Origin of the sequence: Arthrobacter sp. NPDC080031 (genome assembly GCF_040702485.1) — a bacterium.
In the GTDB taxonomy this organism is placed as follows: domain Bacteria; phylum Actinomycetota; class Actinomycetes; order Actinomycetales; family Micrococcaceae; genus Arthrobacter.
On record NZ_JBFBLA010000023.1, the window covers coordinates 1 to 24949 of the forward strand.

The 24949-nt window shown below is 64.1% G+C and carries 27 protein-coding genes and 1 pseudogene; 9 read left to right on the forward strand and 19 right to left on the reverse strand.

Annotated features, from left to right (window positions below):
* Together AB0323_RS17895 and AB0323_RS17900 are read right to left on the reverse strand one after the other, a co-directional pair.
* Nucleotides 1-212 (reverse strand): annotated as a pseudogene (locus AB0323_RS17895) (urocanate hydratase); the annotation flags it as partial.
* 189 nt (nt 213-401) lie between these two features.
* Entirely contained in the window at nt 402-1205 is an 804-nt protein-coding gene (locus AB0323_RS17900) for an IclR family transcriptional regulator (RefSeq protein ID WP_234753996.1), read from the reverse strand.
* Between the two features lie 297 nt (nt 1206-1502).
* On the opposite strand from AB0323_RS17900, the gene AB0323_RS17905 reads away from it, so the two are divergent.
* Together AB0323_RS17905 and AB0323_RS17910 are read left to right on the forward strand one after the other, a co-directional pair.
* On the forward strand, nt 1503-2975 hold the full coding sequence (locus AB0323_RS17905) for an amino acid permease (RefSeq protein WP_366178527.1): 1473 nt from the start codon (nt 1503-1505) through the stop codon (nt 2973-2975).
* Nucleotides 2976-3047: 72 nt separating this feature from the next.
* Nucleotides 3048-3683, forward strand: coding sequence for a LysE family translocator (locus AB0323_RS17910; protein ID WP_366178528.1), 636 nt, complete (start codon nt 3048-3050; stop codon nt 3681-3683).
* A 28-nt stretch (nt 3684-3711) separates the two neighbouring features.
* Here the strand turns inward: AB0323_RS17910 and AB0323_RS17915 are convergent, their stop codons facing one another.
* Nucleotides 3712-4383 (reverse strand): hypothetical protein, encoded by a 672-nt coding sequence (locus AB0323_RS17915; protein WP_366178529.1) that lies wholly within the window; start codon nt 4381-4383, stop codon nt 3712-3714.
* A 253-nt stretch (nt 4384-4636) separates the two neighbouring features.
* On the opposite strand from AB0323_RS17915, the gene AB0323_RS17920 reads away from it, so the two are divergent.
* Together AB0323_RS17920 and AB0323_RS17925 are read left to right on the forward strand one after the other, a co-directional pair.
* The gene (locus tag AB0323_RS17920) at nt 4637-4921 is read left to right on the forward strand and encodes a hypothetical protein (protein ID WP_366178530.1); all 285 of its coding nucleotides are present in this window, start codon (nt 4637-4639) and stop codon (nt 4919-4921) included.
* Between the two features lie 2 nt (nt 4922-4923).
* Nucleotides 4924-5154, forward strand: coding sequence for a helix-turn-helix domain-containing protein (locus AB0323_RS17925; protein ID WP_366178601.1), 231 nt, complete (start codon nt 4924-4926; stop codon nt 5152-5154).
* Here AB0323_RS17925 and AB0323_RS17930 read toward each other — a convergent pair.
* The 8 genes from AB0323_RS17930 to AB0323_RS17965 all read right to left on the reverse strand — a co-directional run bounded on the left by AB0323_RS17930 (nt 5132) and on the right by AB0323_RS17965 (nt 14390).
* The gene (locus tag AB0323_RS17930; RefSeq protein WP_366178531.1) at nt 5132-6142 is read right to left on the reverse strand and encodes a LacI family DNA-binding transcriptional regulator; all 1011 of its coding nucleotides are present in this window, start codon (nt 6140-6142) and stop codon (nt 5132-5134) included. The genes AB0323_RS17925 and AB0323_RS17930 overlap by 23 nt on opposite strands.
* 121 nt (nt 6143-6263) lie before the next feature.
* Complete coding sequence (locus AB0323_RS17935) at nt 6264-7169, reverse strand: carbohydrate ABC transporter permease (RefSeq protein ID WP_366178532.1); 906 nt, start codon at nt 7167-7169, stop codon at nt 6264-6266.
* A complete protein-coding gene (locus AB0323_RS17940) occupies nt 7166-8047 on the reverse strand; it encodes a sugar ABC transporter permease (protein WP_366178533.1) in 882 nt (293 codons plus the stop codon). Before AB0323_RS17940 ends, AB0323_RS17935 begins: the two co-directional genes overlap by 4 nt.
* A gap of 46 nt (nt 8048-8093) precedes the next feature.
* Nucleotides 8094-9428, reverse strand: a complete 1335-nt coding sequence (locus tag AB0323_RS17945) for an extracellular solute-binding protein (RefSeq protein WP_366178534.1) — start codon at nt 9426-9428, stop codon at nt 8094-8096.
* A gap of 44 nt (nt 9429-9472) precedes the next feature.
* Nucleotides 9473-10909, reverse strand: a complete 1437-nt coding sequence (locus AB0323_RS17950) for a glycoside hydrolase (RefSeq protein ID WP_366178535.1) — start codon at nt 10907-10909, stop codon at nt 9473-9475.
* Between the two features lie 163 nt (nt 10910-11072).
* The gene (locus tag AB0323_RS17955) at nt 11073-12215 is read right to left on the reverse strand and encodes a GGDEF domain-containing protein (protein ID WP_366178536.1); all 1143 of its coding nucleotides are present in this window, start codon (nt 12213-12215) and stop codon (nt 11073-11075) included.
* 46 nt (nt 12216-12261) lie between these two features.
* Nucleotides 12262-13005, reverse strand: a complete 744-nt coding sequence (locus tag AB0323_RS17960; RefSeq protein WP_366178537.1) for a 3-hydroxybutyrate dehydrogenase — start codon at nt 13003-13005, stop codon at nt 12262-12264.
* A complete protein-coding gene (locus AB0323_RS17965; RefSeq protein ID WP_366178538.1) occupies nt 13002-14390 on the reverse strand; it encodes an MFS transporter in 1389 nt (462 codons plus the stop codon). The genes AB0323_RS17960 and AB0323_RS17965 overlap by 4 nt, the downstream gene beginning before the upstream one ends.
* Before the next feature lie 129 nt (nt 14391-14519).
* On the opposite strand from AB0323_RS17965, the gene AB0323_RS17970 reads away from it, so the two are divergent.
* Complete coding sequence (locus tag AB0323_RS17970; protein WP_366178539.1) at nt 14520-15416, forward strand: LysR family transcriptional regulator; 897 nt, start codon at nt 14520-14522, stop codon at nt 15414-15416.
* A 74-nt stretch (nt 15417-15490) separates the two neighbouring features.
* Here AB0323_RS17970 and AB0323_RS17975 read toward each other — a convergent pair whose 3' ends face one another.
* Genes AB0323_RS17975 through AB0323_RS17985 form a run of 3 tightly spaced genes read right to left on the reverse strand, consistent with a single transcriptional unit; the run spans nt 15491 to nt 17640 of the window.
* Nucleotides 15491-16381 carry a fused MFS/spermidine synthase gene (locus AB0323_RS17975; protein WP_366178540.1) on the reverse strand — a complete coding sequence of 297 codons (891 nt, stop codon included), beginning with the start codon at nt 16379-16381 and terminating at the stop codon, nt 15491-15493.
* A gap of 56 nt (nt 16382-16437) precedes the next feature.
* Nucleotides 16438-16941: a GNAT family N-acetyltransferase gene (locus AB0323_RS17980; RefSeq protein ID WP_366178541.1), complete on the reverse strand. Its 504-nt coding sequence runs from the start codon at nt 16939-16941 to the stop codon at nt 16438-16440.
* A gap of 15 nt (nt 16942-16956) precedes the next feature.
* Nucleotides 16957-17640 (reverse strand): O-methyltransferase, encoded by a 684-nt coding sequence (locus AB0323_RS17985; RefSeq protein ID WP_366178542.1) that lies wholly within the window; start codon nt 17638-17640, stop codon nt 16957-16959.
* Between the two features lie 216 nt (nt 17641-17856).
* On the opposite strand from AB0323_RS17985, the gene AB0323_RS17990 reads away from it, so the two are divergent.
* Entirely contained in the window at nt 17857-18843 is a 987-nt protein-coding gene (locus AB0323_RS17990) for an Abi family protein (RefSeq protein WP_366178543.1), read from the forward strand.
* A gap of 29 nt (nt 18844-18872) precedes the next feature.
* Here the strand turns inward: AB0323_RS17990 and AB0323_RS17995 are convergent, their stop codons facing one another.
* On the reverse strand, nt 18873-19199 hold the full coding sequence (locus AB0323_RS17995; protein ID WP_366178544.1) for a thiamine-binding protein: 327 nt from the start codon (nt 19197-19199) through the stop codon (nt 18873-18875).
* 70 nt (nt 19200-19269) lie between these two features.
* Between AB0323_RS17995 and AB0323_RS18000 the strand changes: the two genes are divergently transcribed.
* On the forward strand, nt 19270-19890 hold the full coding sequence (locus tag AB0323_RS18000; protein ID WP_366178602.1) for a helix-turn-helix domain-containing protein: 621 nt from the start codon (nt 19270-19272) through the stop codon (nt 19888-19890).
* A 55-nt stretch (nt 19891-19945) separates the two neighbouring features.
* Here AB0323_RS18000 and AB0323_RS18005 read toward each other — a convergent pair whose 3' ends face one another.
* The 3 genes from AB0323_RS18005 to AB0323_RS18015 are packed head-to-tail and all read right to left on the reverse strand — an operon-like array spanning nt 19946 to nt 21497.
* Nucleotides 19946-20257: an AzlD domain-containing protein gene (locus AB0323_RS18005; RefSeq protein WP_366178545.1), complete on the reverse strand. Its 312-nt coding sequence runs from the start codon at nt 20255-20257 to the stop codon at nt 19946-19948.
* Nucleotides 20254-21006, reverse strand: a complete 753-nt coding sequence (locus AB0323_RS18010) for an AzlC family ABC transporter permease (protein WP_366178546.1) — start codon at nt 21004-21006, stop codon at nt 20254-20256. Before AB0323_RS18010 ends, AB0323_RS18005 begins: the two co-directional genes overlap by 4 nt.
* Nucleotides 21003-21497, reverse strand: a complete 495-nt coding sequence (locus AB0323_RS18015; protein WP_366178547.1) for a hypothetical protein — start codon at nt 21495-21497, stop codon at nt 21003-21005. Before AB0323_RS18015 ends, AB0323_RS18010 begins: the two co-directional genes overlap by 4 nt.
* Nucleotides 21498-21666: 169 nt before the next feature.
* Between AB0323_RS18015 and AB0323_RS18020 the strand changes: the two genes are divergently transcribed.
* A complete protein-coding gene (locus AB0323_RS18020; protein ID WP_366178548.1) occupies nt 21667-22404 on the forward strand; it encodes a fumarylacetoacetate hydrolase family protein in 738 nt (245 codons plus the stop codon).
* Between the two features lie 62 nt (nt 22405-22466).
* Here AB0323_RS18020 and AB0323_RS18025 read toward each other — a convergent pair whose 3' ends face one another.
* A complete protein-coding gene (locus tag AB0323_RS18025) occupies nt 22467-23366 on the reverse strand; it encodes a glycerophosphodiester phosphodiesterase family protein (protein ID WP_366178549.1) in 900 nt (299 codons plus the stop codon).
* 50 nt (nt 23367-23416) lie between these two features.
* Here AB0323_RS18025 and AB0323_RS18030 point away from each other — a divergent pair, with 50 nt between their 5' ends.
* Nucleotides 23417-24778: a DUF445 family protein gene (locus AB0323_RS18030; protein WP_366178550.1), complete on the forward strand. Its 1362-nt coding sequence runs from the start codon at nt 23417-23419 to the stop codon at nt 24776-24778.
* The last annotated feature ends 171 nt before the right edge of the window (nt 24779-24949 follow it).

Sequence of the window (24949 nt, forward strand, 5' to 3'; positions counted from 1 at the left end):
CGGGTGATCGCGTCGAACGCGGCCCAGGACCGGGCGGCCCGGCCCGTGCCGCCGTACACGACCAGGTCATCCGGACGCTCGGCGACCTCCGGGTCCAGGTTGTTCATCAACATGCGCAACGGCGCTTCGGTCTGCCAGCTCTTCGCGGTCAGCTCGGTGCCGCGCGCGGCCCGGACAGGACGGGCTCCGGTAGTGAAATCGGCGGGTGCCATGATGACTCCTTTGTCTCTGGAGGTTGCTAGGTGGAAGTCTTTCTGTATCCAGTAGAGCCCCTCCGCAACCCTCTTGGAACGGCTTTATGGACGGTGCTGTCCGGAATACCAGACTCAACTAACTCGCAGTTGTTGTCGTTATGAGCGCCCAGAACGACAACAACTGCGAGCTAGTTGGGCGGGGGCAGGCTAGGAGGGGCGGCCGTGGATGCGGATCGACAGTTCGTCCGCCGTTTTCTGGATTCGGGCGGCGAGGGCGGGCCATTCCTCGACCGGCACCTTGTCCTCGAGGAATGTCACGGCGACTGCCGCCGTCGGCCATCCCAAATGGTCGGTGACGGCGGCCGCCACCGAGCCGAAGCCCGGCGTGACTTCGCCGTGTTCGGTGGCGTAGCCGCGCTGCCGGACCTGGTCCAAGTGCGAGGACAAGGCCGAATATTTCATGATGGGCGATTCCATCTCGTGCCGGGCAGTAAAGGCGGCAGCATTCGGGTACAGGGCCCTGACCTGCGATTTCGGCAGCGCAGCCAGGATCGCGCGCCCGCTGGCGGTGAGGTGGCTGGGAAGCCGGACCCCGACGTCGGTCACGAGGGACGGGCGGTTCTTGGCCCGTTCCTCCACGATGTAGAGCACGTCGCGGCCGTGCAGGACCGCCAAGTGTGCGCTCTCGCCGATCGCATCCACGAGGGCAGCAAGCATGGGGCGGCCGAGCCGCGACAAGGGCTCTTGGCGCGAGTATGCCGAACTGAGTTCAAAGGCACTGATGCCCAGCCCGTAGCGCTGCTCCTCATGGAGGTGCAGGACGAAGCCGTTCGCCTCCATGACGCCAAGCAGGTGATAGACACTGGACCGGGGCAGGCCCAGCGCCGTGGCGATGTTGGACGCTGCCATCGGGCCACGCCGGGAAGCGAGCAACTTCAGGATGCGCAGGGTATTCTCTGCGGCCGGGACCTTGGAAGCGGCCCGGCCTTGAGTGGACGGCTGTATGGTCATGGATCCTCTTCGAGTGCACGGTAATGCCCGGCCCGCCTCTCCGCCACAAAGGCGGCAGGGTGGGTGTCCGGGATCCCGTACTTAAGCGTGCGCCCCGTGGGGCGGATCCGAAAACCAATAAGAACATTAAGCTGTCTGGAATACCAGACATTTGCGCACAGGACGGCCAGCCATCAACCGCTGAGTGGCACAGCGTCTGAGAACCGAGACAACGATGCGCCGTGAGACCCATCACAGGACGCTCCGGAATGATCTGCTGGTTAACAGTCCCCCTCCCAATGACGAGAAGGTATTCGCATGCAGCAAGCCCCAACAGCCGTCAGGACGCCGGCCGCCAAAGTCGTCGAAGGCGCCGTCACCGCCGTTCTCAGCCGTGGCCTCAACGTCCGCCACATCCGATTCATGGCCCTCGGTTCAGCCATCGGGACAGGCCTCTTCTACGGTTCCGCATCTGCGATCCAAAAGGCCGGCCCGTCGGTTCTCTTCGCATACATGATCGGTGGAGCCGCCGTCTTCATGGTGATGCGTGCCCTCGGCGAAATGGCCGTCCGCCACCCCGTCTCCGGCTCGTTCGGCCAGTACGCCAGCCGCTACCTCGGACCGCTGGCAGGGTTCATCACCGGGTGGACCTACGTCTTCGAAATGGCCATCGTGGCGATCGCGGACGTAACGGCGTTCAGTATCTACATGGGCTTCTGGTTCCCACAGGTGGACCGATGGATCTGGGTCCTGGCGATCATCCTCCTCCTTGGCGCCATGAACCTCCTGAGCGTCAAGGTCTTCGGGGAGCTCGAGTTTTGGTTCTCGCTCATCAAGGTGGTGGCGATCATCGCCATGATTGCGGGCGGCGCTGCGATCATCATGTTCGGCTTCCATTCCGGCAATGGCGGTGCGGCACCGGGGCTGGGGAACCTCGTTGACCACGGCGGCCTCTTCCCGAACGGTTTCGGCGGGCTCTTGGCCTCGTTCGCCGTCGTCATGTTCGCCTTCGGCGGGATCGAAACTATCGGGATCACGGCAGGCGAAGCCGCCGACCCCAAGAAGGTCATACCGCAGGCCGTCAACACCGTGCCGGTGCGCGTGCTGCTCTTCTACGTCCTGACGCTCGGCGTGCTCATGAGCTTGTTCCCCTGGAACGAAATCGGGAACAACGGCAGCCCGTTCGTGCAGATCTTCAGCGGCCTCGGCATCCCCGCGGCGCCCCACATCCTCAACGCCGTGGTGATCACCTCGGCTCTGTCAGCCATCAATAGCGACATTTTCGGCGCCGGACGCATCCTCTTCGGGCTTTCCCAGCAAGGACATGCTCCGAAGAGTTTCGGCAAGATCTCAAGGCACGGTGTTCCCTGGATGACCGTGGTCCTCATGGGCGGCATCCTGCTGGTGGGCGTTGTGCTCAACGCGGTAATCCCCGAGGACGTGTTCCTCGTGATCGCTTCCATCGCCACCTTCGCGACAGTGTGGGTGTGGGTCATGATCCTCGCCTCGCACGTGGCCATGAAGCGCGAGATCAAGCGCAAGGGGCTCCCGGCGTCGGAATTCGCGTCGCCGTGGTGGCCGACAGCGTCCGTGCTGACCATCGCCTTCATGGCCCTGGTAATCGTCATCCTTGGCGTCTTTGAGGACACCCGAGTGGCCTTGTACGTAGGCGCCGTGTGGCTCGGGCTGCTGGTGCTGGCCTACAAGCTGTGGGTTCGAGGTGGCGGCCGGGTGCGCGCCGAGCTCGTCGACGAAACAGCCTCGATCCCCGTGGTGGCCGGGCGCTCATAGCGGACACTCCCCGACGACGGCGGCCCGCCGCTAACCATCGACCGTCACCGCAGGCCAGCGCTATCATCAGGCATGGTTCCGTTCACCAACCTCCTGGCGTTTGCGCTGGCCGCACTGGTCCTGATCGCAGTCCCCGGTCCCAGCGTCCTGTTCGTGATTGGACGTTCCCTCGCCCTCGGCCGCAAAGGCGGGCTCCTCAGCGTCCTCGGAAACGCGCTTGGCATGGTTCCGCAGATCACCGCAGTTGCGCTGGGGGTCGGCGCGGTCCTGGCGCAGTCGATCATGCTGTTCACCATCGTCAAGTTCGGCGGCGCAGCTTATCTGGTCTACCTCGGGGTGCAGGCGATCCGTCACCGCGGCGGGCGTTCGACGGCGGCCGGCCCGGCGCCGTCGCGGTCCATGTGGCGGCTCATCCGCGAGGGCTTCATCGTGGGTGCGAGCAACCCGAAGTCGATCGTGTTCTTCGTGGCCGTGCTGCCCCAGTTCGTTGAATACGCCAGCGGCGGCATTCCATTGCAGCTTGCTGAACTCGGAGCTGTTTTCTTAGTGATCGCCCTGATCTCCGACAGTATCTGGGCCCTCGCAGCCGGTACGGCACGCCACTGGTTTGCCCGCTCCCCGCGGCGGATCTCCACCCTGGGTGTCACGGGCGGGGTCATGATGATCGGGCTCGGCGGAACCCTGGCGCTCACAGGCGCCAAGTCTTAGCGCCTTGGAACCCGAGGCAACCGCGGAGTCAGCCGGCAGGAAGCCAATCCACGTGCGAGTCCGCGTCGTAGACCCGGCAAACGCGCACGCTGTCCTGGGCGGGACCATCGACAAGCTTGGTGGTGATCTTCATGAGGATGTCGTACGACGCCAGGCCCGAGGCCGCCGTTGACTGCACGGGGTTCCCGGAATAGGCGATGGAGACCACAGTGAATGGCCGGGGCACCACCGTTCCGGTCACAATCGAAGAGTGCGCGGCATCGCTTTGCAGCCGGGCTGTGCAGGTGTCCTTGATGCGTTGGATTCCGGCCGCGTCGAGGCCCTGTGCCACAGGAGCCGGTGCCGCCGGAGCCGGTGCCACAGGAGCAGGCGCCGCGGGGGCCGGAGCAGGAGCCGCGGGTGCCGGTGGAACCGGGGCATCGGGCTTAGCACTCGTCGCGGGCGGGGCGGCCGGGGCCTGACCCGAAGGCGCAGCGCTGGCGGAAGTGCTGGCGGCTGGCGCTGAAGCGGTGGCACCCGGCGTCGCGGCCGACGTCTTGCTGGCACCCGGCGCCGAAGCCGGCGCGCTGACGGCAGCCGACGGCGTGGCGCCGGCGACGGAGTTCGACGACGTCTGCGTGGCGTTGAGGGTGATCGCCCCAGCAAGTCCGACTGCCACCACGCCCGCAACGACGATTCCTGCTCTTGCAGCTCGTCGCATAGTTCCCCCTCCCGGACCTGACGGAACATGTGCTTTGAGCGTAGGAACTGTTCGCCCGGCCTGGCATGCGTAGCCCCTACCCGTCTTTTGCGCGGACCAGTGGGGCCACCACTTGCTCATCCTGGGGTCTTTGTCCGAGTAGTGGTCCAAGTGACGTGAGTGGCCAATGTGCCGTAACGGGTGAAAGTCACTCATGTGTCTTGTGGGGTCGGCGCCTACCGTTGAAAGATCGCGACTGCAAGGAGTGATTCCGATGTTCGATCCTTACTCAACGCACGCCGCCCGGATGCGCAAGCAGCGCCGCCATGCGCTGGCCTCGCGACTTTTCCAGGTATTTTCCAGGGCATCCAAGCAGACCAAAACGGCTGCCTCCCGTTTCAAGGTGGGCGACTACGTAGCTGGGGACGATCCCTTCAACGGGTCCCAGGAAGGCGTGGTGGTCGTCATCAACGGCTCATCGATTGGCTTGCGAACCGTCGTGCCAACGGGTGGCACCCTGGTCTTCTACGACTACCGCCAATTGAGGAGGCCGTGGTGAATATGTCCGCCGCCGGCGTTCCGGCCAACCGCTTCATGACGATCGCCGAGGTTGCGGAGGCCCTGCGGGTATCCAGAATGACCGTCTACCGCCTCGTGAACTCGCACGCCATCCATGCGGTGCGGTTCGGGCGGTCCTACCGCGTTCCGGAGTCGGCGGTGGAGTCCTACATAGAGCATTCCGCCGTGGACGAGGCCGGGCAGAACCCGTCTAAGGGAAGCGGGAACGCGTGAGGGTATTCGGTCCAACGGAGTCGCGTTCCACCGGCGGGCATTCAAGCTTTACCACCGGGCTGCCGGCCGGTTCGTCGACGCCGAGGAGCAAGCGCACACCCGCGGCCCCAAGCTCATAGTGCGGCAGCGCGACGGTGGACAGCGGTGGCCGCATGTGGGCGGCGATGACTTCCTGGTTGTCGAAACCCACCACGGCCATGTCATCCGGAATGGATAGACCCCGTTGCTTCAACCCGTCGTAGAGACCCATGGCCATGCGGTCGTTGTAGCAGAAGACTGCCGTGACGTCCCGTTTGAGGAGCTCCTCGACTGCTCCGTAGCCGCCTTCCTGGTCAGGATACGCGTCGAACACGAGGTGAGGATCGAATGCGATCCCTGCAGCTTCGAGCGCGTCCCGGTAGCCCTGGAGGCGTCCGTCCTTCGCCGGCGCGGGAATCGTAGCGTTGATGAACGCGATCCGCCGGTGACCCTTGCGCACAAGGATGTCGGTGGCTTCCCGTCCGCCGTGGACTTCATCCGGGACCACGGCCAAGGCGTCGGAGTCCGGGGAGAAGCAGTTCACCAGCACGAAGTCTGTCTCTTGCAAAGCGGCAGGTATCTCAGTGGGGCGGTGGAACCAGGTGGAGTACAGGATGCCGCGGACCTTGTGCTCGAGCATCATTGAGATAGCGTCTTTTTCCACGGGCTCGTCGCCCTCGGTGTTGGCGACCAGCAGCACGAATCCGTGTTTCCAGGCTTCGTCCTGTGCTCCGTGGATGATTTGCCCCGCGAAGGGGGTTGTGGCGATCGCGTCAGCGACGAGGCCAATGAACCGTGAACTGCCGCTCACGAGGTTCTTGGCGAGGGCGTTTGGGCGGTACCCCAGTTCGCGGATGGTGTCCAAGACCCGTTTGCGGGTCCCGGCGCCGATCCTGGCGTCTTTCTTGTTGTTGACAACGAGGGAAACCGTAGCAACGGAGACTCCAGCCCCTTCCGCTACCTCACGCATCGTGACCGGATGACTCGTCCTCGGAGTCGCCGGTGGATGCGAGGGGTTAACCTCGGGTTCTTTCAAGCTTTTTTCAGACGTCATTGGCCCTCCCCTCACAGTCTATCCAGTGGCCGCTTCCTCACCCCTTCGTCGCCCCGCTCTCGAGGCCCTGGATCATCGCTTTGTTGAGGACGAGGAACACGAGCAGCAAAGGAGTGATGGTAATGCAGACAGCGGCGAACGTTGCAGTCCAGTCGACCTTGCCCATCGCTCCGATGTAGTTCTGCAGCCCCAGCGGGATGGTCTTGAGCCCTTCGGAAAGAACGAACGTGTTCGCGAAGATGAAATCGTTCCAGATGAAGATGCTGTTCACCAGGACCACCGTCACGACCGTATTGGTCGAGAGCGGAAGGGTGATCAGCCCGAAGATCCGGTACGGTCCAGCACCGTCCAGGGAGGCCGCCTCGTAGGTCTCCCTGGGAATGTATTCAAAGAATGACGAGAAGAGGTAGATCGACATCGGAAGGGCGAATCCAGCCAAGGGGATGATCATCGATTGGTAGGTGTCCAGCAGGTTCACGGACGAGTAGTCGATGAACAGCGGCACAAGCGCGATCTGCACCGGCACGATGATGCCGATCAGGAAGAGGCCACGGACGAACTTGCTGAACCGGAATCCGAGGACCTGCAACGCATACGCCGCCATCATCCCCAGCAGGACGATCAGGAGGTTGGCACCCATCGTGACGATGAAGCTGTTCAGGATGTTCTGTCCGAGGTTGCCGGTCTGGAACGCGCGGGCATAGTTGTCGAAGCTGATGGAGCTCGGCAGTGCGAAGGGATCCCCCGTGGCGAAGTCATGCTCGTTGCGCAGGCTCGTGAGGAACAGCCAGGCGAGGGGGTAGACCTGCACGACCACGATGAGAACGATCAGCACCCTGGACAAGCTTCGGAAGACGTTTGGCTTGCGCCGGCGCCGTCGGGGAGCCGGGCTGCTTGGCGGGGCAGGGACCGGCCGGGTAACCGGGGCTGTTTGCGCGGTCATGCGTCAGCCTTTCGTTTGAGCATGAGCAGGATGAATCCGACGGCGACGAGGCACTCGACGACGATGAACACAGAGATGGTGCTCGCGTAGCCAAAGTCGGTGCTGGTGAACGCGGTTTTGTACATGTAGGTAGTCAGGAGCTCCGAGGACTGTCCGGGGCCGCCATTGGTCATGAGGTAGGGGATATCGAATCCGCGCAGGCCATAGGTTGTGGCCATGATGGTGGTGGTGATCCACACGGGCCGGATGTGGGGGAACCTGATCTTGGTGAACAGCTGCCATCGGTTGGCTCCGTCCAGGCGCGCCGCCTCTTCAAGTTCCTGCGGGACGGCGAGCAGCGCGGCGTAGATGATGAGCATGTAGAGTCCCGTGAACCGCCAGCCTTCTGGTGCTGAAACTGCTGCGAGGACAGTGTTGATGTCCGAGAGCCAGGGGCGTTCGAGGCCGCCGAGACCGATCCAGCCGAGTACTTGGTTGAGAAGCCCCACCGGATCGATCGAGTAGATCCGTACGAAGAGGAAGGCGATGGCCACCGTCGAGATCACCGCAGGCAGGAGATAGAGGGTCTTGACGAGCTCGCGGCCTCTTCGCAGCGAGGTCAGGAGACTGGCGACGAACAACGCGCCGCCCAACTGGAGGACAAGGCAGATGGCGAGGTAGCCGAGGGCGTTGAAGAAGGAACGCCAGAACACACCGTCACCAGTGAGCATGTGCACGTAGTTCGCGAAGCCCACGAACTCCATGTCGCTGATGCCGTTCCAGGAGAAGAAGCTGAGGAACAGCGATTGCAAGATCGGGAACAGCACCGCGACGCCGTAGAGAAGCAGCGGCGGGAGCAGGAAGACCAGGACCGAGAGTCGTGATCGATTGGGAAGCATGGGAGTGCCTTTCGGGTGGGGGGCCTGGGCCCCCCACCGCTGCGTGTTATTTGAAGAACTTGGGAGCGTTCTGTGCGATGGTGCTATCCATCGTGCTGGTGAACTCGGCAGGCTTGACATTGCCCTGGGCCAAAAGCACGAGCTCTTGCTGCAGCCTGCTGTTGGTGGTCGGATCAAGCTGCGTGTCCCACGGCATCGCGAGCTTCGATCCGAGATCCTTCGCCTGGTCGATTGCCTTCTTGTACAGTGGCGTGGCGTTGGCTGGAATCGTCGTCTGGACGTTCGTCGTCGGCGAGAGGGCGCCCGTGGCCGCGTACTCGGCAGGGTACTTGGCGAGGGCGAACTTCAGGAAGTCGCTCACGAGCGGGTCAAAGGTCTTTGAGTTGACCGCCATGCCGATCCCTGACGTTGCCACGTACTCGTTGGCGGCCGTGGCGGAACTTGGCGTGGCCGGAAGCGTGAAGTAGTCGACGTCGTTACGCACCGCCGGATTCAGCTTGTCGGTCGCGAGGCTGGACAGTTCCCATGTGCCGATGTTGTACATGGCGGCCTTGCCGGAGGTGAAGAGGTTCTGGGCGTCGGAGTAGCCCTGCGAGGAGAACCCGTCCTGGAAGCAACCGGCCCCACCGAGCTGGCTTATCCAGTTGACTGTCTTTTGGCCGGTGGCGTCGCTGAACTTCGCGTCACCTTTCTTGAGCTTCTGCACGAAGTCGGGTCCGGCGTCGCGGAAGGGCTGGTAGGAGACGTAGCGTTCAAGCGGCCACTGGTCCTGGCCGTCCAGGGCGAGGGGCGTAATGCCGGCCATGCGCAGGGCCGTGCACATCGCGGGGATGTCGTCGAGTGACTTCGGCACTGATACTCCAGCCTGCTGGAAGAGAGCCTTGTTGTACCAAAAGTACTCGAGCTCGAACTGGAACGGGATCATGTAGAGCGATCCGTCGTCGAACCGTTGGTAATTCAGGGCGTTCGTCCGGTAAGTGTCGTAGACACCGAGGTCTTTGAGCAGCTTCTCGGCATCGACCATCGTGCCTTTCTCGGCGAGTTGCTGGGCGAAGGGGGTGGCGTCCGTATCAAACAGCTCCGGAAGCTTGTTTGCCGCGGCGAGGGTTTCGTACTTCTGGATGTACGAGGGCCGGTCTGGGGTGGTGATCAGATTGAGGGAAAAGCCGGGATGGGTCTGTGCGTACTCATCGGCGATCTTTTTCATGATGTTGATGACTGCACCGTCAGCTGGCCGGGACAGAAGCCACGAGATTTGCCGCGGTTTGATTTCGCCGGTGGGGCTGACGTTGGCTGCGGGTTTGCCGCCGCCGCTGCCACATGCGGCGAGGGCGAGGGTGACGGCCGCTGCTACGGCGGCTGTTCGCATGAGTTTCTTCATGGGGAAATCTCCTTTGATTTGAACGGAGGTCTGGCGCTGGGTATTTAGTTGTCTGTGCGCTTACGTATCTCAAGGTCAGTGAGAGCGATGGTGCCTTCACCGGCGAAAACGCCGATCCGGCCGTCCGGCAGCCCGTAGATCCGGGTGCTCAAGGCGACCTGCCGGTCGACGACGGCGACACAGAGGTCCCCGTCTACGACAAGTTCGAGGGTGTGTTCTCCGGGGACGAGCTCGCAGGGGCGTTCCAGTTCGATCTCGAAGGGGACGTCCCCCGAGATGTGCCATTGCGCGTCGCCGTTGATTTCGCGGGGCCATCGGTCAAACACCAGGCGGCCGCGCTTCGGTTCCAGGCGGATGATGTAGGACTCGTCTCCGTCCGCGCTTGAGCGGAGCAGCAAGCCGCATTCGGTGGTACCGGGTTCAATCTGCAACACCGCCCGGGCGTAGAACTGCCGAGGGAGCACCTCATCGGACACCATGGCCGTGTACCCGTCGGGAGCATGCAGCGCCGCCGGAAGGTCGCTGCCGAACGTTACCGGGATGTCGTCCCAGAAGCTCTCGACAAGTTCGTCGGCGAAGGAAAACGCGAGAGTGCCGTCGTCGTTCTGGCGGGCCTCGAGGACGGACATCGTACCCGCCCACTGCCAGGCGCCGTCGTCGCGGTTGTCCTCCTTGCTGGCGATCCAGCCGAAGAAGAACCGGCGGCCATCCCGCCCTGCCGTCTTCGATGCATAGAAGGCCCGGCCGTCAACGCTGTCCCGGGCCGGCACGGTCCATGGCCCATCGGGACTTTTCGCCATGCGGTACCGGGTGGTGAAGGACTCGGAGAATTCCGAATAGACCAGGTACCACCAGTCACCCCAGGCGAAAACCTCCGGACACTCGTGCGTGACGTACCGGCGGGGATCCCAGAACGGCTCGGCATGCTCCCAATCCATCAAGTTCGGGGAGACGCATTGGGCGATTACTCCGCGCCGGCGCTCCGGACCGTCCGCGTGCCGAGCTGCCAGCAGCATCCGCCACAAACCGCTTGCCTCGTCCTTGAAGACGAACGGATCCCGCCAGTCGCCGGATTCGTAGCCGGCCGGGGCGCCGAAGGTCAGCTCCGGATGTTTGACCCACGTCAGCATTCCGTCCGTGCTCGTGGCATGCATGACGAGTTGCAGCGGGGCCCCGTCGGAGCCGAGGTGCCGGGGATTCTGTCCGGTGTAGAACAGGTGGTGTATTCCGGACTCGTCGCACACAACACTGCCCGTGTATGCATTGAAGTCGGCCTCGCCCTCCCCGCCATGGCGCAGCGACACTCCCTGGTCCTCGAACCGGGTGAGGTCCTTGGTAGTCACGAGGTTCCAGGACGTTCCCGGCTTCGGGTCGCTCCGCACCTCGTGCAGATAGAAAAGCCAAAACTCCCCGTCTTTCTGGAACGGGATCACGTCTCCAACCCATCCATCGGCGGGTTGGAAGAAGACTGAGTAAGTCATCGGCGTTGATGTCCATTTCTGCTAAAGCGTTTGATCACTGCAAGCGTAACCGAGGTCACATTTTTGATCAAGCGTTTAAGCAGATTGTTTTGACGGACTGGCCCGAACACTGCGGGGTCGGCTCTGCGGTGCGGGCGTCAACGTACGACGGCTGGGTACGCAGCTAGGCAGTTGCGCAGACCGCGCGGTTCCGTCCAAGGGACTTGGCTTGGTACAGGGCCTGGTCTGCCGCCACGATCATGCGGGCCACCTCGGCGTTGGCAACGGTGCTGGGGGCGATGCCATAGCTCACGGTGGGGAAGGTGACGCCGTCCGGTGCTGTTGCCGAGGCCAGACGGCGGCTGATTTCGTTGGCAATGATTTCGGCACTCTCCACGTCGGCCCCTGGAAGCAGGATGGTGAATTCCTCTCCGCCGTACCTCCCGACCAGGTCTGTGTGGCGGACCGAGGCCTGACACGCGGCGGCGAAGGCCTGGATGGCGACGTCACCGGCAGCGTGGCCGTGACTGTCATTGAGGGCCTTGAAATGGTCGAGGTCGGCGAGGATCAAGGTGGAGATCGATCCCGCGGAGTTCAGCCTGCTCATTTCCTGGGTGGCCAGCTCCATGAAGGCGGTGCGGTTGAGGAGCCCCGTCAGGCCGTCCCGGGTGGCGCGTTCGTTGAGCCCGTTGATGAGCTGCTCGTTACTCAGCGCCGTCATGCTGAACGACACGGTGACGAGAAGCACGATGGTGACCACGCTGGTGGTTGCCGAGCTGAGATAGGTAGCTAAAGCCGGACCGTTGGGCCCTTCCACGACGTAGGCAATCCCCCGGCAGAAAAAGAATGAGGCCAGCACTCCCGCGGCGAGCGCCAAGGAGCGGTAGGCCTGTGAAACGCTGGGCTTCAAACGCCAAAGTTCAACTGTTGCCAAACCCATGCCCAAGGACATCATGGCCAAGTACACCAGGCCACCGGACCACGCGTTGGTGGCCGGGCTCTCCAGCGCGGCGGCCACAGCTGTGGCGACGGGTCCGGCGAGGAGCTGCCATCGCGGCGTCGGAAGCAAGCGCAGGGAACGCGAGCCCGCCCATACACTGAACGCCCCGGCTACCAGCAACGCGTTGCCGAGGGGACCAGCCCAGATTTGCTGGGAAGTCCCGGCGAGCAGGTATGCCATGTTCCCCGAGAGCAGGAAAACGAGGGCGAGGCACCACCACCCGCTGTACGCGGAGCGGGTCCGGCGGAACGATCCGAAAAACAGCAGACAGAGCGTAAACGCGACAATGCCCAGAGCTATCTTCAAGCTGGCCGGATCGAGACCCATATTCGCTCCCCTCGTGGGCACCAGCCTACGACATCAGGGGGCGTGGTTAGCGGGCGGACCAGCCCCCGTCCATCGTGTAGCTGGCCCCGGTGACCATACCGGCGTCGTCGGACGCTATCCACGCGGCCAGTGACGCTACTTCCTCCGGCTCCACAAGGCGCTTCACCGCGGACTCCGTCAGCATGACCTTCGCCAGGACCTCCGATTCCGGGATGCCGTGCAGCAGTGCCTGATCCGCGATCTGCTTCTCGACCAGCGGCGTACGAACATATCCCGGATTGATGCAGTTCGAGGTGACCCCGTGCTGGCCGCCCTCGAGGGCCGTCACTTTGCTGAGCCCCTCGAGCCCGTGCTTGGCCGAGACATACGCGCTCTTGAACGCCGACGCCCGCAAGCCGTGGACCGAGGAAATGTTGATGATCCGGCCGAATCCGTTGGCATACATGTGCGGGAGCGCTGCCCGGATGAGCAGGAAAGGGGCTTCTAACATGAGCGTCAGGATGCGGCGGAAGTCTGCCGGTTCGAACTCCTCGATGGGGGCAACCTTCTGGACACCGGCATTGTTGACGAGGATGTCGCAGTCCAGGCTGAGTCCGGCGAGGGCCTCCGTGTCGAGCAGGTCGACAGCCCAGGCGGTGCCGCCCAGCTTGTCGGCGAGCGCTGAGGCTCCGGCGGCATCGACGTCGGCCACCACAACCTTCGCACCGCGCGCGGCGAGGGCCGTGGCGCATGCTGCCCCGATTCCGCCCGCCCCGCCGGTGACCAGGGCCTTGCGGCCTTCCAGGGTCATGCTCGGGCACCGATGGGCAGGCCGTGGCGAACGGCGTCGGCGTTGTCAACGTCTTCCAACGCCACCCCGCGGGTCTCCTTGAGCGTCAGGACCACGACGGCGGTGATGGCGCAAGAGATCACCAGGTAGATGGCCGTAGGCATCCAGGATCCGGTGTCCTTGAGCCACTGTGTCGCCAGGAGCGGAGCCAGTGAACCGGCGAAGATCGAGGTGACCTGCGAACCGAGGGAGACGCCCGAGTAGCGCATGCGGGTGGGGAAGAGTTCGGTCATGATGGCCGGCTGCCCTGCATACATGAAGGCGTGCAGGCAGAGGCCGATGGTCACGGCTGCAACGATCACCACGGGATTCTTGGTGTCGAACATGGGGAAGGCGAAGAACGGCCAGGTGGCACCGCTTATGGCCCCGATCAGGTAAACCGGCTTGCGCCCCCAGTTGTCTGCCAGCCGGCCGATCTGCGGGATCACGAGGAAGTGGACGACATGTGCGATCAGCAGGGCAAGCAGCAAGGACGAGGTGTCGTACTTGTCCACGCTCTTGAGGTAGACGATGGAGAAGCTCACCACGAGGTAGTACATGATGTTCTCGGCGAGCCTGAGTCCCATGGCCTGCAGGATGCCCTTGGGGTACTTGCGGATGACTTCCCCGACGCCGTAGCTGATGGCTTGCTCCTTCTCCACCTGGGCCTTCGCCTCAAGGAAGATCGGGGCCTCGGTCACGTGGGTGCGGATGTAGTAGCCCACGAAGACGATCACCGCCGAGAGCCAGAAGGCCACACGCCATCCCCAGCCCAGGAACGCTGCGCTGCTGAGGGTCGTGGACATGATGAAGAGGACCAGCGTGGCCAGGAGGTTGCCGACGGGAACCGCGGCCTGCGGCCAGCTTGACCAGAATCCGCGGGACTCCTTGGGACTGTGTTCCGCCACCAGCAGCACCGCGCCACCCCATTCGCCGCCCAGCGCGAAGCCTTGGATGAAGCGGAGTGCGACGAGCATGGCCGGCGCCCAGTAACCCAAGTTGGCGAAGCCGGGGAGGCAGCCCATAAGGAAGGTGGACACGCCGACGATCACGATGGTGAGCTGCAGGGTGGGCTTGCGGCCGAGCCTGTCGCCGATCTGGCCAAAGACGATGCCGCCCAGGGGCCGGGCCACGAAGCCCACCGCGTACGTCAGGAACGCCTGGATGATGCCGTCGAGCTCGTTGCCGGTGGGCGGGAAGAAGTACTTGCCGAAAACCAGCGTTGCGGCGGTGGCGTAGAGGAAGAATTCGTACCATTCCACCACGGTGCCCACCATCGAGGCGGCGACGATCTTCTTGAGGCCTGCGCCCTTGTTTCCTGGCCCGTTGCCAGTTGCGCCTGCTGCGGAGCGTTGTCCTACGCTCATGTCCATCTCCTTAGTGTCCACGCTGACACGTGCTGTGATCCACAACACGAAATGCTCCAATGAGTATTGCCGCACAACTTCGGTGCTTCAATAACCAAAATGGCACCAAGTGTGTGCAGAATTGCAGATATGAATCCGAATCCCGACGACCTTCTCGTCCTCCTCGCGGTATCACGTTCAGGGAAGTTCACGACGGCGGCCCAAGCCCTGGGCCTGAACCACACCACCGTTTCCCGCAGGATCGCCGCGCTCGAGAAGGCGCTCGGCGGGCGGGTCCTCGCGCGGGCGGCAGGTGGCTGGGAAATCACAGAGCTCGGAGCCGAGGCCGTGGGCGTGGCGGAGCGGATTGAAGCGGCGGTAGGCACGCTGGGACCGGAGGACCGCGCGCCGGACCCCATTGCCGGCGTCGTACGCATGACAGCAACCGACGGTTTCAGCGCGTACATCGCGGCACCGGCCGTGGCGCGCTTGCGGCGATCGCATCCCGGCCTCACCGTGGAGATCATCACCGTGACCCGCCGGGCGCTTCAGCAGCGTTCCGGCCTGGACCTCGAGGTGGTGGTGGGCGAACCCCAGGTGCACCGGGCCGAGGCTGTGCTGCTGGGCGAATACATGCTGGGAATGTACGCCTCGCGCGAGTACTTGGCCTTTCACGGCGTGCCCGCCACAGTGGACGAGTTGACGCGGCATCAGCTGGTCTATTTCGTGGACTCCATGCTGCAAGTGGACGACCTCGATGCCCCACGCCGGCTGGTCCCGTCCATGCGGGACGGCCTGAGCTCCACCAACGTCTTCGTCCATGTGGAGGCGACGCGTGCCGGGGCCGGCATCGGCTTCCTGCCGTGCTTCATGGCGGACCGGCACCCGGACCTCGTGCGGCTGCTGCCCTCGGATTTCGCGGAGCTGCTCCCCTACTGGATGGTCCTGAGGCCCGATTCGATGCGCCGCCCCGCCGTTGCCGCGGTCGTGCACGCCCTGCAGGAGGAGACGGCCGCCCACCGCGAGCTGCTGCTGGCCCGCCGCTGAGATGCCCTCCACGGCCGACGCTCGCTCACATACAAGCCCTCCCCGGCCGACGCTCGCTCACATACAAGCCCGGGTCAGATTGCTGGCCGGGGGTCGTGCCGGATCTGGGCGCCGACGGCGAATGCCCGGACCTTGGCATCGTTCCAGATATGCGCGGGAACCGCCCCGCCGAGCAGCTTCCGGGCCAGTTGGGGATCGTCGCCGAAGGGCTCGTGGCTGCCGGCCATGATCATGTTTCCGTACCGCCGGCCCTTGAGCATCGCGGGGTCGGCAATGATCATGGTGTGCGCGAAGGTGTCTGCGATCGTGGCGGCGTCTTCGCGGGCGTTCTTGAGGTCCGGGGAATCTCCGGAATTCACCACATAGAGCCCGCCCGGAGCCAGCACCCTCTGTACGTGATCGTTGAATTCGCGCGTTGTGAGCGCCCTTGGAGTGAAAGCGCCGGCAAAAACGTCCCGGATGATGAGGTCGCGGGTGTCCGGAGTGAGGCCTTCCGTGACTTCCCTGGCTTCGCCCACACGGATTCGAAGCAGCGGGGCCTTCGGGAGGTCGAACCAGCCGCGCACGTATTCGGCCAGCTTGCCGTCGAGCTCCACCACCACCTGGCGTGCATCCGGGTAGGCGGCGTGGAAGTACCGGGCCAGGGAACATGCTCCGCCGCCGAGATGCAGGGCACGAAGCTTCGGCCTGGACTCGGGCGGCCATTTGGATTCCACCAGGGCCGCAATCCAGCGCATGTACTCGAAGTCCAGGAACAGCGGCTCTGCCACATCGATGTGCGAGCTCATGACGCCGTTGATCTTCAGGAGCCAGCCGTTGGAGTTGTCCGGGTCGGCGACGAGTTCGCAGTCGCCGGTGTCGATGTAGTAAACGCCCTCCACGGGACCGTTCGGCTTCGTGCCCGCGGGCACCTCAATGACCCCGGCAGCTTGCCCGGCGCCCCTGCCCTTGCCACGCTTCGCCACTACAGCTGCCTTCTTCCGGTCATGCTTCAACCCTAGTTGACGCAGCCGCCTTGCGTTCAGCCCCCGACGGCGGAACGCACCATCCGGATTTCCGGTAGTTCGTGCCATTCCGGCGGCAGGAGCTGACGTGTTCCGTCGGCCCGGAAGCCGTTCTTGCGATAGAAAGCCTGGGCCCGCGGGTTGTCTTCAAGCACCCAAAGGAACGCGGCCGAGTTGCCGATCACGGCGTCGACCAATGCTTGCCCCACGCCCAAACCGTGCACGCGGCGCAACGTATAGATCACCTGCAGTTGCAGCTCGCAGGGCCGGTCCTCATCCGGTGCTTCGCGGGCGAAGGCGATGCCCACCAAGGCGCCGTCGGCGTCGTGGGCGAGCATCGGCTTGTACGAGCCCGCCAAGGCTTCCCGCTGCCTCTCGATCCGCGTGTTGATGGTGGCCTCATGGAGAGCGAAGAACTCCTCAGGCAAGAGGTGCCCGTAGCTTTCCCGCCAGGCAGCCACGTGCATTCGTGTCAGGGGCTCGGCGTCGTCCACCGTGGCCGGACGAAGGGTGAATTCCATTGGCACAGCCTAGCGTCACACCACCCGGGCTATCGCAAAGCCGTCCCATCCCTTGGATCCGACCGTCTGGATTGCCGTCGCGTCGAGGCGCGGGTCCTTGCCCATCATCTCCAGTGCCCCGACGATGCCCGGAGCGTTCACTTCATCCATGGACGGATCCAGGATGGCGCCCTCCCAGATGACGTTGTCCATCACGATCACCGTGCCCGGCCTCCCGAGCCGGATCGCCCAGTCCAGGTAGTTGGAGTCGTTCTCCTTGTCGGCGTCGATGAAGACGAAATCGAAAGGCCCGTCACGCTCGGGATCTTCGGCCAGCGCCGCAAGGGTCTCCAACGCCGGGCCGATCCGGATGTCTACCTTGTGGCCGATCCCGGCCATGTCCACGTTCGCACGGGCGATTTCAGCGTGTTTCGGGAGGTATTCGCACGTGACCAGCCGGCCGTCGTCGGGCAGTCCCTGGGCCATCCAGATCGCGCTGAAGCCGGCCAAGGTACCGATTTCCAGCACGCGCCGCGCACCGGACAGCTGCACCAGCATCTTGAGGAGCTTGCCGGCGTTGGGCGCTACTTCGATAGGCGGCATCCCGGCGTCGAGGGCGGACTGCACCGCGTGTTTGAGCGCGGCGTTCGGGCGGACGACGGCGGTGGACAAGTATTCCTCGACGGCCACCCAACCAGGCTGGGCCTTGTGTTCAAACATGGCCCAAGTCTGGCACCGGGCACGGGCGGAGGGAAGGACCGGCCATAGGAGGACGCACTCGCTGGTTCAATTCCGGGCGGTATAGCAAGATTTGTTATGCGGAGGCACATCTTGTCAACTCGATGACCGTGCTACACTGGCCGCACTACATCCCCCACGCCTCTCCACGATGCGCACTTGGGGGATTTTCTTTGCCACGGGCCAAGAGGAGTGCCGATGTCCCGACCACCGCGTCCACGCGGCCGGTTCAGCTACACCAAGCCGCCGATGACGCTCGACGAGCTCGTGGGCCGACTCTCCGAGCGCGGGCTGCGGATCCCCGATGCCAGCAGGGCGGCCAGGTACCTGCGGCATATCGGCTACTACCGACTCTCGCCGTACACGATTCCCTTCCAGCAGGGGCGGCCCGATCACCTTTTCCGAGCGGGGGCCGCGTTCGATGACGTGCTCGACCTCTACGCGTTCGACCGCGCGCTCCGGTTGCTGGTCATGGATGCGCTGGAGCGCGTCGAGATCGCCGTGCGCGCGGCGCTCACGGACCACATGTCGACAACGTACGGGGATCCGCACTGGTACATGGACTCAGCGCGGTTCCAACACCGCGACAGGCACGCGGGGCTGCTGCGGATCGTCAGAGACACGTGCGCGGAGCGACTGCGTGGGTCCCCGGATGCGACCGAGGACCCGCTTGTCCATCGCTCGGCTCTCGAGCACTACCTAACAACCTACGGCTCGCCCGACCTGCCGCCATCATGGCTCATGGTGGAGACGCTGACCATCGGCCAACTCAGCAGTGTGTACCGCAACCTGGGTCTGCGCTCCGATCGGACCGCGGTCGCGAGGAGCATCGGCCTAACTGCACCGGTGCTGGAGTCTTGGCTGCAGAGCTATGTCCGCGTACGGAACATCTGCGCGCACCACGGGCGTCTGTGGAACGTCGGCCTCGGTGTCTACCCCGCAATCCCGACCACGCCCGCAGTCTCCTGGCTGAGGGGTGAGGACGCCCTGCCGGAGCGGTCGAGGAAGCGCCTCTATCCCGTCCTAGTCTCGTTGCAGTCCGTGCTCGACGCAGTATCACCGCGCAGCAGCTGGGCGCGACGCCTCCATAGTCTCGTCAGCGCCCGCCCGCGGATGAACCTCGCAGGGATGGGCGTGCCCGAAAACTGGGCACTGGACACCTTCTGGTCCCGGCACATTTCCTAAGCGAAGATCGACGTGCAGAACGTCGTGGACTATTCGCCTGCCTTGTTGATCGCGTTCTCCAGCCGCTCGACTTTGCCCGTTAGTTCCCCCGTGTATCCCGGCCGGATATCGGCTTTGATCACCAAGGACACCCGGCTTCCGTACTTGCCCACGGCCTCGGTGGCGCGCTTGACGACGTCGAACACCTCATCCCACTCGCCCTCGATGGTGGTGAACATCGAGTCCGTCTGGTTGGGGAGCCCGGATTCGCGGACGATCTTCACGGCCTCGGCAACGGCGTCGTGCACCGAGCCATCAACGGATACGGTGCCAGCAGCGGGCTGGCCGGACGGGGCAACTGAAAAGGCAAGCAACATGAATCCAGTCTTTCACGCGCAAGAATGTCACAAAAGTGATTGGAGCCCCTCCGTTGCTACTGTGAGCATCATGGACCGGCCCTTGGAACGCAAGCCACTTAGAGCTGATGCTGCGCGCAATGTAGACAAGATCATCACGGCAGCGCGCCAGTGCTTCCGCGAACTGGGCCCGGAGGTTCCCCTCCAGACCATCGCCACCACCGCAGGTGTTGGCCCGGCTACCTTGTTCCGCAACTTCGCCGACAAAGAACAACTCGTCCTGGCCGCCTTGTCGCGGCAACTCAGGCTTCATGTGGACCCGGTCGTGGAAGATGCCCTCGCGGGCATGGATGCCGCCGTCGGGCTCATCAACGTGATCGACGCCGTGGTGCAGGTTGCCAGCGAAGATGCGAACCTGCTTGGCGCCGTCGCCGGCCGCCGCGGACTCCTGGTCGGCATCACTGGCGGCTTGATCGATTCCATGGCTGAACTGCTTAGCCGCGGCCAGGGCCAGGGTTCGCTGCGCCGGGACATTTCCATCGAGGACATGGTGCGCCTTGTTGCCATGCTCATCGGCGCCGTCGACACCATGGAGCCGGGGTCCCGCGCTTGGGAACGGCCTGTTGCGTTGCTTGAGGACGCCATCCGCACTGAACGCCCGTCGCGCCCGCTGCCGCAGCAAACCCCCATCCCCGGGATGACTTTCCAGTAACCGGCGCCCGACGGCGTTGCGCGCCGCAGCGGCGGCTGGAACCGCCTGTGGCGGTTCAGCGCCAGCCGAGCAGCCGCAGGCAGGCGGCAGCCGCCGATCCGACGATGACCACCACAAGGAACGGGGCCCGAAGCCACAGCGCGACGGCCCCCGCCGCCAGTGCACCGAGCCGGGCATCGAAGGCCAGGGACTGTCCGGATGCCACAGCGTTGACGACGGTCAGGGACGCCAGCAGGCCGATGGTCATGGTGCCGGCCACGCGCATCATCCGTGGACTCCGCAGCAGTTTCGCCGGCACGAAATAGCCGGAAAGCTTTGTGAGGTACGCCAGTCCGCAGGCGATAAGGATCCAGAGCCAGAGGTTCATTCGGCGGTCCTTTCGCGGCTGGCAGGGTCCGCGCTTGAATGACCGTGCGGGTAGGGATCGACGTCGGGCTCCATGCCTTCGTCACTGAGTCCGTGGCTGAACCAGCCGATGGCCCCGGCCACGACGGCGGCCACGAGGATGGGCACGCCCGCCGGAACGAACGGGACCGCGATGATGGTTGCCAAGGCGGCCGCCGCGGCAATCGCCCACGGCTCACGGCCCTTGAGCCGCGGCCAAAGCAGGCCCAGGAACGCTGCCACGGCGGCGCCGTCGAGCCCCCACTGCTTGGGATCGCCCAAGGCGTCGCCGGCCAGGGCACCGAACGCCGTGAAGATGTTCCACAGCACGAAGATCCCCACGCCGGCGGTCCAGAAGCCACGGCGCTGTTCATCCGGGTCGCCCTGGCCAGAGGCGGTGGCCGTGGATTCGTCGATGGTGATGTGGGCTTGCGGGTATTTGAGCCAACCGCCGGGGCGCAACAGTGCGTTCATCTGCATCCCGTAGATGCCGTTGCGCAAGCCCAGCAGCGCGGCGGCAGTCATGGCGGCAATGCCTGAACCGCCGCCTGCCACGACGCCAATGAAGGCGAACTGGGAGCCTCCGCTGAACATGAGGAGGCTGAACGCCATGGTCTGCCAGAAACTGAACCCGGACGCCGAGGCCAACGCCCCGAAGGAGATGCCGTAGAGGCCTGTTGCGATGCTGATGGAGAGGCCCACCTTCACCGCCGGGGATTCGAGGAGTTTCATGCGGCCCGTTTCGCTCCGGCCAAACTCCAAGCCCACAGGATCAAGGGGACCTGCAAGGGCAGGCGTAGCGTGTGAATCCGCCGCGCGGACGGGGTCCCGGCAGCAGAGTATGCGCGGCGTAGCGCGTCGACGTGGCCGGCGAGGAATGCCGTGAACATCAGCGTGACGCCACAGGCTGCGGCCTTTCGCGTGGGAGGGATGAGGAGCCCGACGGCGGCCGCCGCCTCAAGCAGTCCGCTCACCGCAATCCATTCCTCCCGGGACATGACCGCCAAGGCGCCGTTCCGCGGTGCGGTCGCCTTGGCTCTGACTTGGCCCACGTCGAGTTCGGTGTCTTCGCCCGCATAGTCCTCGCGGCAGAGATAGTCCGGGACGACGGGAGCGAAGAACTTCGGCTGCTGGAAATGCTTTCTGGCGCTCACGAGTAACAGTGCACTCATGGCCGCCGCGGAGATTGTCTGGGTTGTCCGGGCGGACCATGAAAAAGGCATGTCTTCATGCAACCACAGCCCTGCCCGGCGCGGTAACCGGGTGCTGACGGGCAAAGCAACACAGTTTCCGGGTCGTTCAGAATGCTGGACTAAGTTCAGTATGATGTATCTTTTTTCTTGAGGCCGTGCCCCGCACCGTCCACCGCCAAGTAATTCAACGAGGAGTTCCATGCGCATCGCCCGACTACAGACCCCTTCCGGCCCGAAGCACGCAGTCTTGCGCGACCAAAGCTGGGACCACATCGAGGATCCCTTTGCCGAGGTCCTTTCTTTTACCGGAGAATCCAGTTCCGCGGACGACGCCGTGTTCCTCGCCCCGGTGCGGCCTTCGGTGGTGCTCGGAATCGGGCACAACCTGGGGAACAACAACCACGCGCTGCCCATCCAGGCCTGGCACAAGTCGGTCCACAGCATCGCCGGCCCCGGTGACGACATCGTGGCTGTGCGCAACGCGGGTACGGTGAACGTGGAAGGCGAGTTGGCCGCCGTCATCGGGAAGCGGGCAGAGAAGCTCACAGCTGCGAACGCCTTGAGCCACGTCCTGGGCTACACAGTGGTCAACGACGTCACCAATGTGGACCAAAACCAGGTCGACGAAAAGCTCTTCCAAGGCAAGTCCGGCACCAACTACACGCCGCTCGGACCGTGGATCGAAACCGGGATCGAGGACCCGGACAACGTCAGCACCGAGGTTGTGGTCAACGGCGAGGTCAAGGCCCGGTCCGGTTCCTTCAACCTGCCGTCCTCCATCACGGATTGCCTTGTCTACGTCACCGAGTGGCTGACCCTGGAGCCGGGAGACATCATCATGACGGGAGCCCCGAACACCTTCGTGGCTGTCCAGCCCGGCGACCGGGTGGACATCACGCTGGGCGGCATCGGAACCCTGAGCAACACGGTCATCTGACTGGCAGTGGTTGTCGTTCTGAGGGCCCAGAACGACAACAACTGCGAGTCAGTTGGGCTGCCCTAAAGTTGGGCCAGGACCTGCGCCGGCTTGTTCGTGGTGATTTCGTGGATGCCAAGGCCTTGGCAGAGGGCCACATCGTTCTCCGAGTCGACGGTCCACACCCGGAAGCGGCGGCCAGATTCAAGCCATCGCTGGACGGTGCGGGCGTGCTTGCGGACGTAGTCGATGCCCGGGCCGGCCAGTCCCACCTCGCAGTCGTCCAGGATCCGCTCGCCTTCCTGCTGGGCTGCCTTCATCACGTTGGCCACCGCTCCCCCGGTGATGACGCCCAGGCCCAGTTCATCGCGGATTTCCTCCACCGTGACGTCGTCCACCAGCTGGCAGATGTGCTCCGCGGGAACGAACCGGAGCAGGTGCTTGACCGAATCCGGGCTGAAACTCATGAAGGAAACCTGGATGTTGTCCAGCATGGACGTCTCTGCGTTCCAGCCTTGGCTGCGCAGAAGCTCGAGCACGCGGTCTTCAAGCTTGAGCTGGTACGGGCTCGGGTGCTTGAGCTCAATGGACAGGCCGATTGTCCTGCCGGCATCGCGCAGGATGTCCAGCAACTGCGGGAGCGTCAGCAGCTGGTCCGACTTTGCGCCGTACTGGTCCGGAATCCGGGCGCCCTTCCAGGAGGAGAAATCCAGCTGCCGCAGTTCCTCGAGCGTCTTCTCAGCCACGGGGCCGGTGCCGTCCGAGGTACGGTCCAAATTTGCGTCGTGAAGCAGGACAACGTGCTGGTCCCGGGTCAGGTGGACGTCGCACTCGACGCCATCGGCGCCGTCGGCGATCGCCTTCAAGTATGCTGCGCGCGTGTGCTCCGCAAATGCGGCACTCGCTCCGCGGTGGGCGTAGACCATGGGCCGCGTGTTTTGCTCCGTGCTTTGGTCCGGGCGACCGGGCTCGTCATTCGTCATGGGGATACGGTAGCCCACGCCCATGACAGCGACGGGGCTACGCTGGGCACATGCAGGTGAACTCTGAACAAATCCCGGTGACGGACAGCAATAGCGACCCGACCATGGAGGCGGCCCGGCACACAGGTGCCGGGAACAGCTCCACGGTTGCGGCCGGCGTCGGGCAACGAGACGGTGACGCCGAAAAGGCCGCTGCCCTGCGTCGGATGAAATCGGTGGCGCTCGCGCTCCTGATTGTGATGGCGGTGGTTTTCACCGGCGCTTTCGCCTTGCAGAGGCAGTATCCATGGCTGGAATATGTGCGGGCCGCTGCCGAGGGCGGCATGGTGGGAGCGTTGGCCGACTGGTTTGCCGTCACTGCGTTGTTCAAATACCCCATGGGCCTGAAAATCCCGCACACGGCCATCATTCCGCGGCGCAAGGACCAGATCGGCGCCTCACTCGGGGAATTCGTTGAGACCAACTTCCTGTCCGAGCAGGTGGTGCAGGAGAAGCTCGCGAGCGTGGACATCGCACGGAAAGCTGGCAAGTGGCTCGCTTCCCCGGGCGGCCCGGAGCGTATCGCCAAGGAAGGTTCAGCACTGATCCGCGGAGCGTTCACCGTGCTGAACGACGACGACGTCCAGGCAGTGATCGAGGGCATGGTCCGCAAGCACCTGCTCACGCCGCCCTGGGGACCGCCCGTGGGCCGGATGGCCGAACGGATCTTTGCCGAGGGCCACCACCACAAGCTCGTCGATCTGCTGGTCGACCGGGCGGCGGATTGGGTGGAAGCGAACCATTCCACGGTGAACCGGCTCGTGTCCGACCGTTCGCCGCTTTGGGTTCCGTCCTTCGTGGATGACATCGTGGGCGACCGGGTCTACAACGAAATCGCCAAGTTCATCAAGGCGGTGCAGCAGGATCCCGATCATCAAGTGCGCCAGTCGATCGATACATACCTCGGCGATCTTGCCCAGGATCTTCAGCACGATCCTGCAATGATTGCCCGGGCCGAGGCAATCAAGACCCAAGTCCTTGGCGATCCCGAGGTCCGGGAACTTGCCTCCCGCACGTGGGGCACCATCAAGAACGCGCTGCTCACCGCCGTCGACGATCCGGACAGCGAATTGACGCAGCGTTTCAAGAGCGCCGTCCGGGATTTCGGTTCGCGGCTTGTCAGCGATGACGAGCTGGCCGGCAAGGTCAATGCCTGGATCGGTGACGCTGCCGGGTACCTCGTCAAAACGTACCGCTCGGACATCGCGGGGGTCATCACGGACACCGTGGCGCGCTGGGATGCCGAGGAAACCTCGCAAAAGATCGAACTCCAGGTCGGCAAGGACCTGCAGTACATCCGCATCAACGGCACGGTGGTGGGGTCACTGGCCGGGCTGGCAATCTTCGCCGTGGCGCATCTGGTGTTCGGCTGACGGGGTTCGGCCGGCACCAAGCAAGGGACATGCCCACCGCTTGCAGCAAGCAACGGACATAATGCCAATATGTCCACTCCACGTACCCAGGAAGGCGCATGTCCAGCGTGGGCTTCCGGCAGTCAGGGGCAGTCAGGAAGGGACATGCCCACCCCTGCCCCTGGCCAGTGG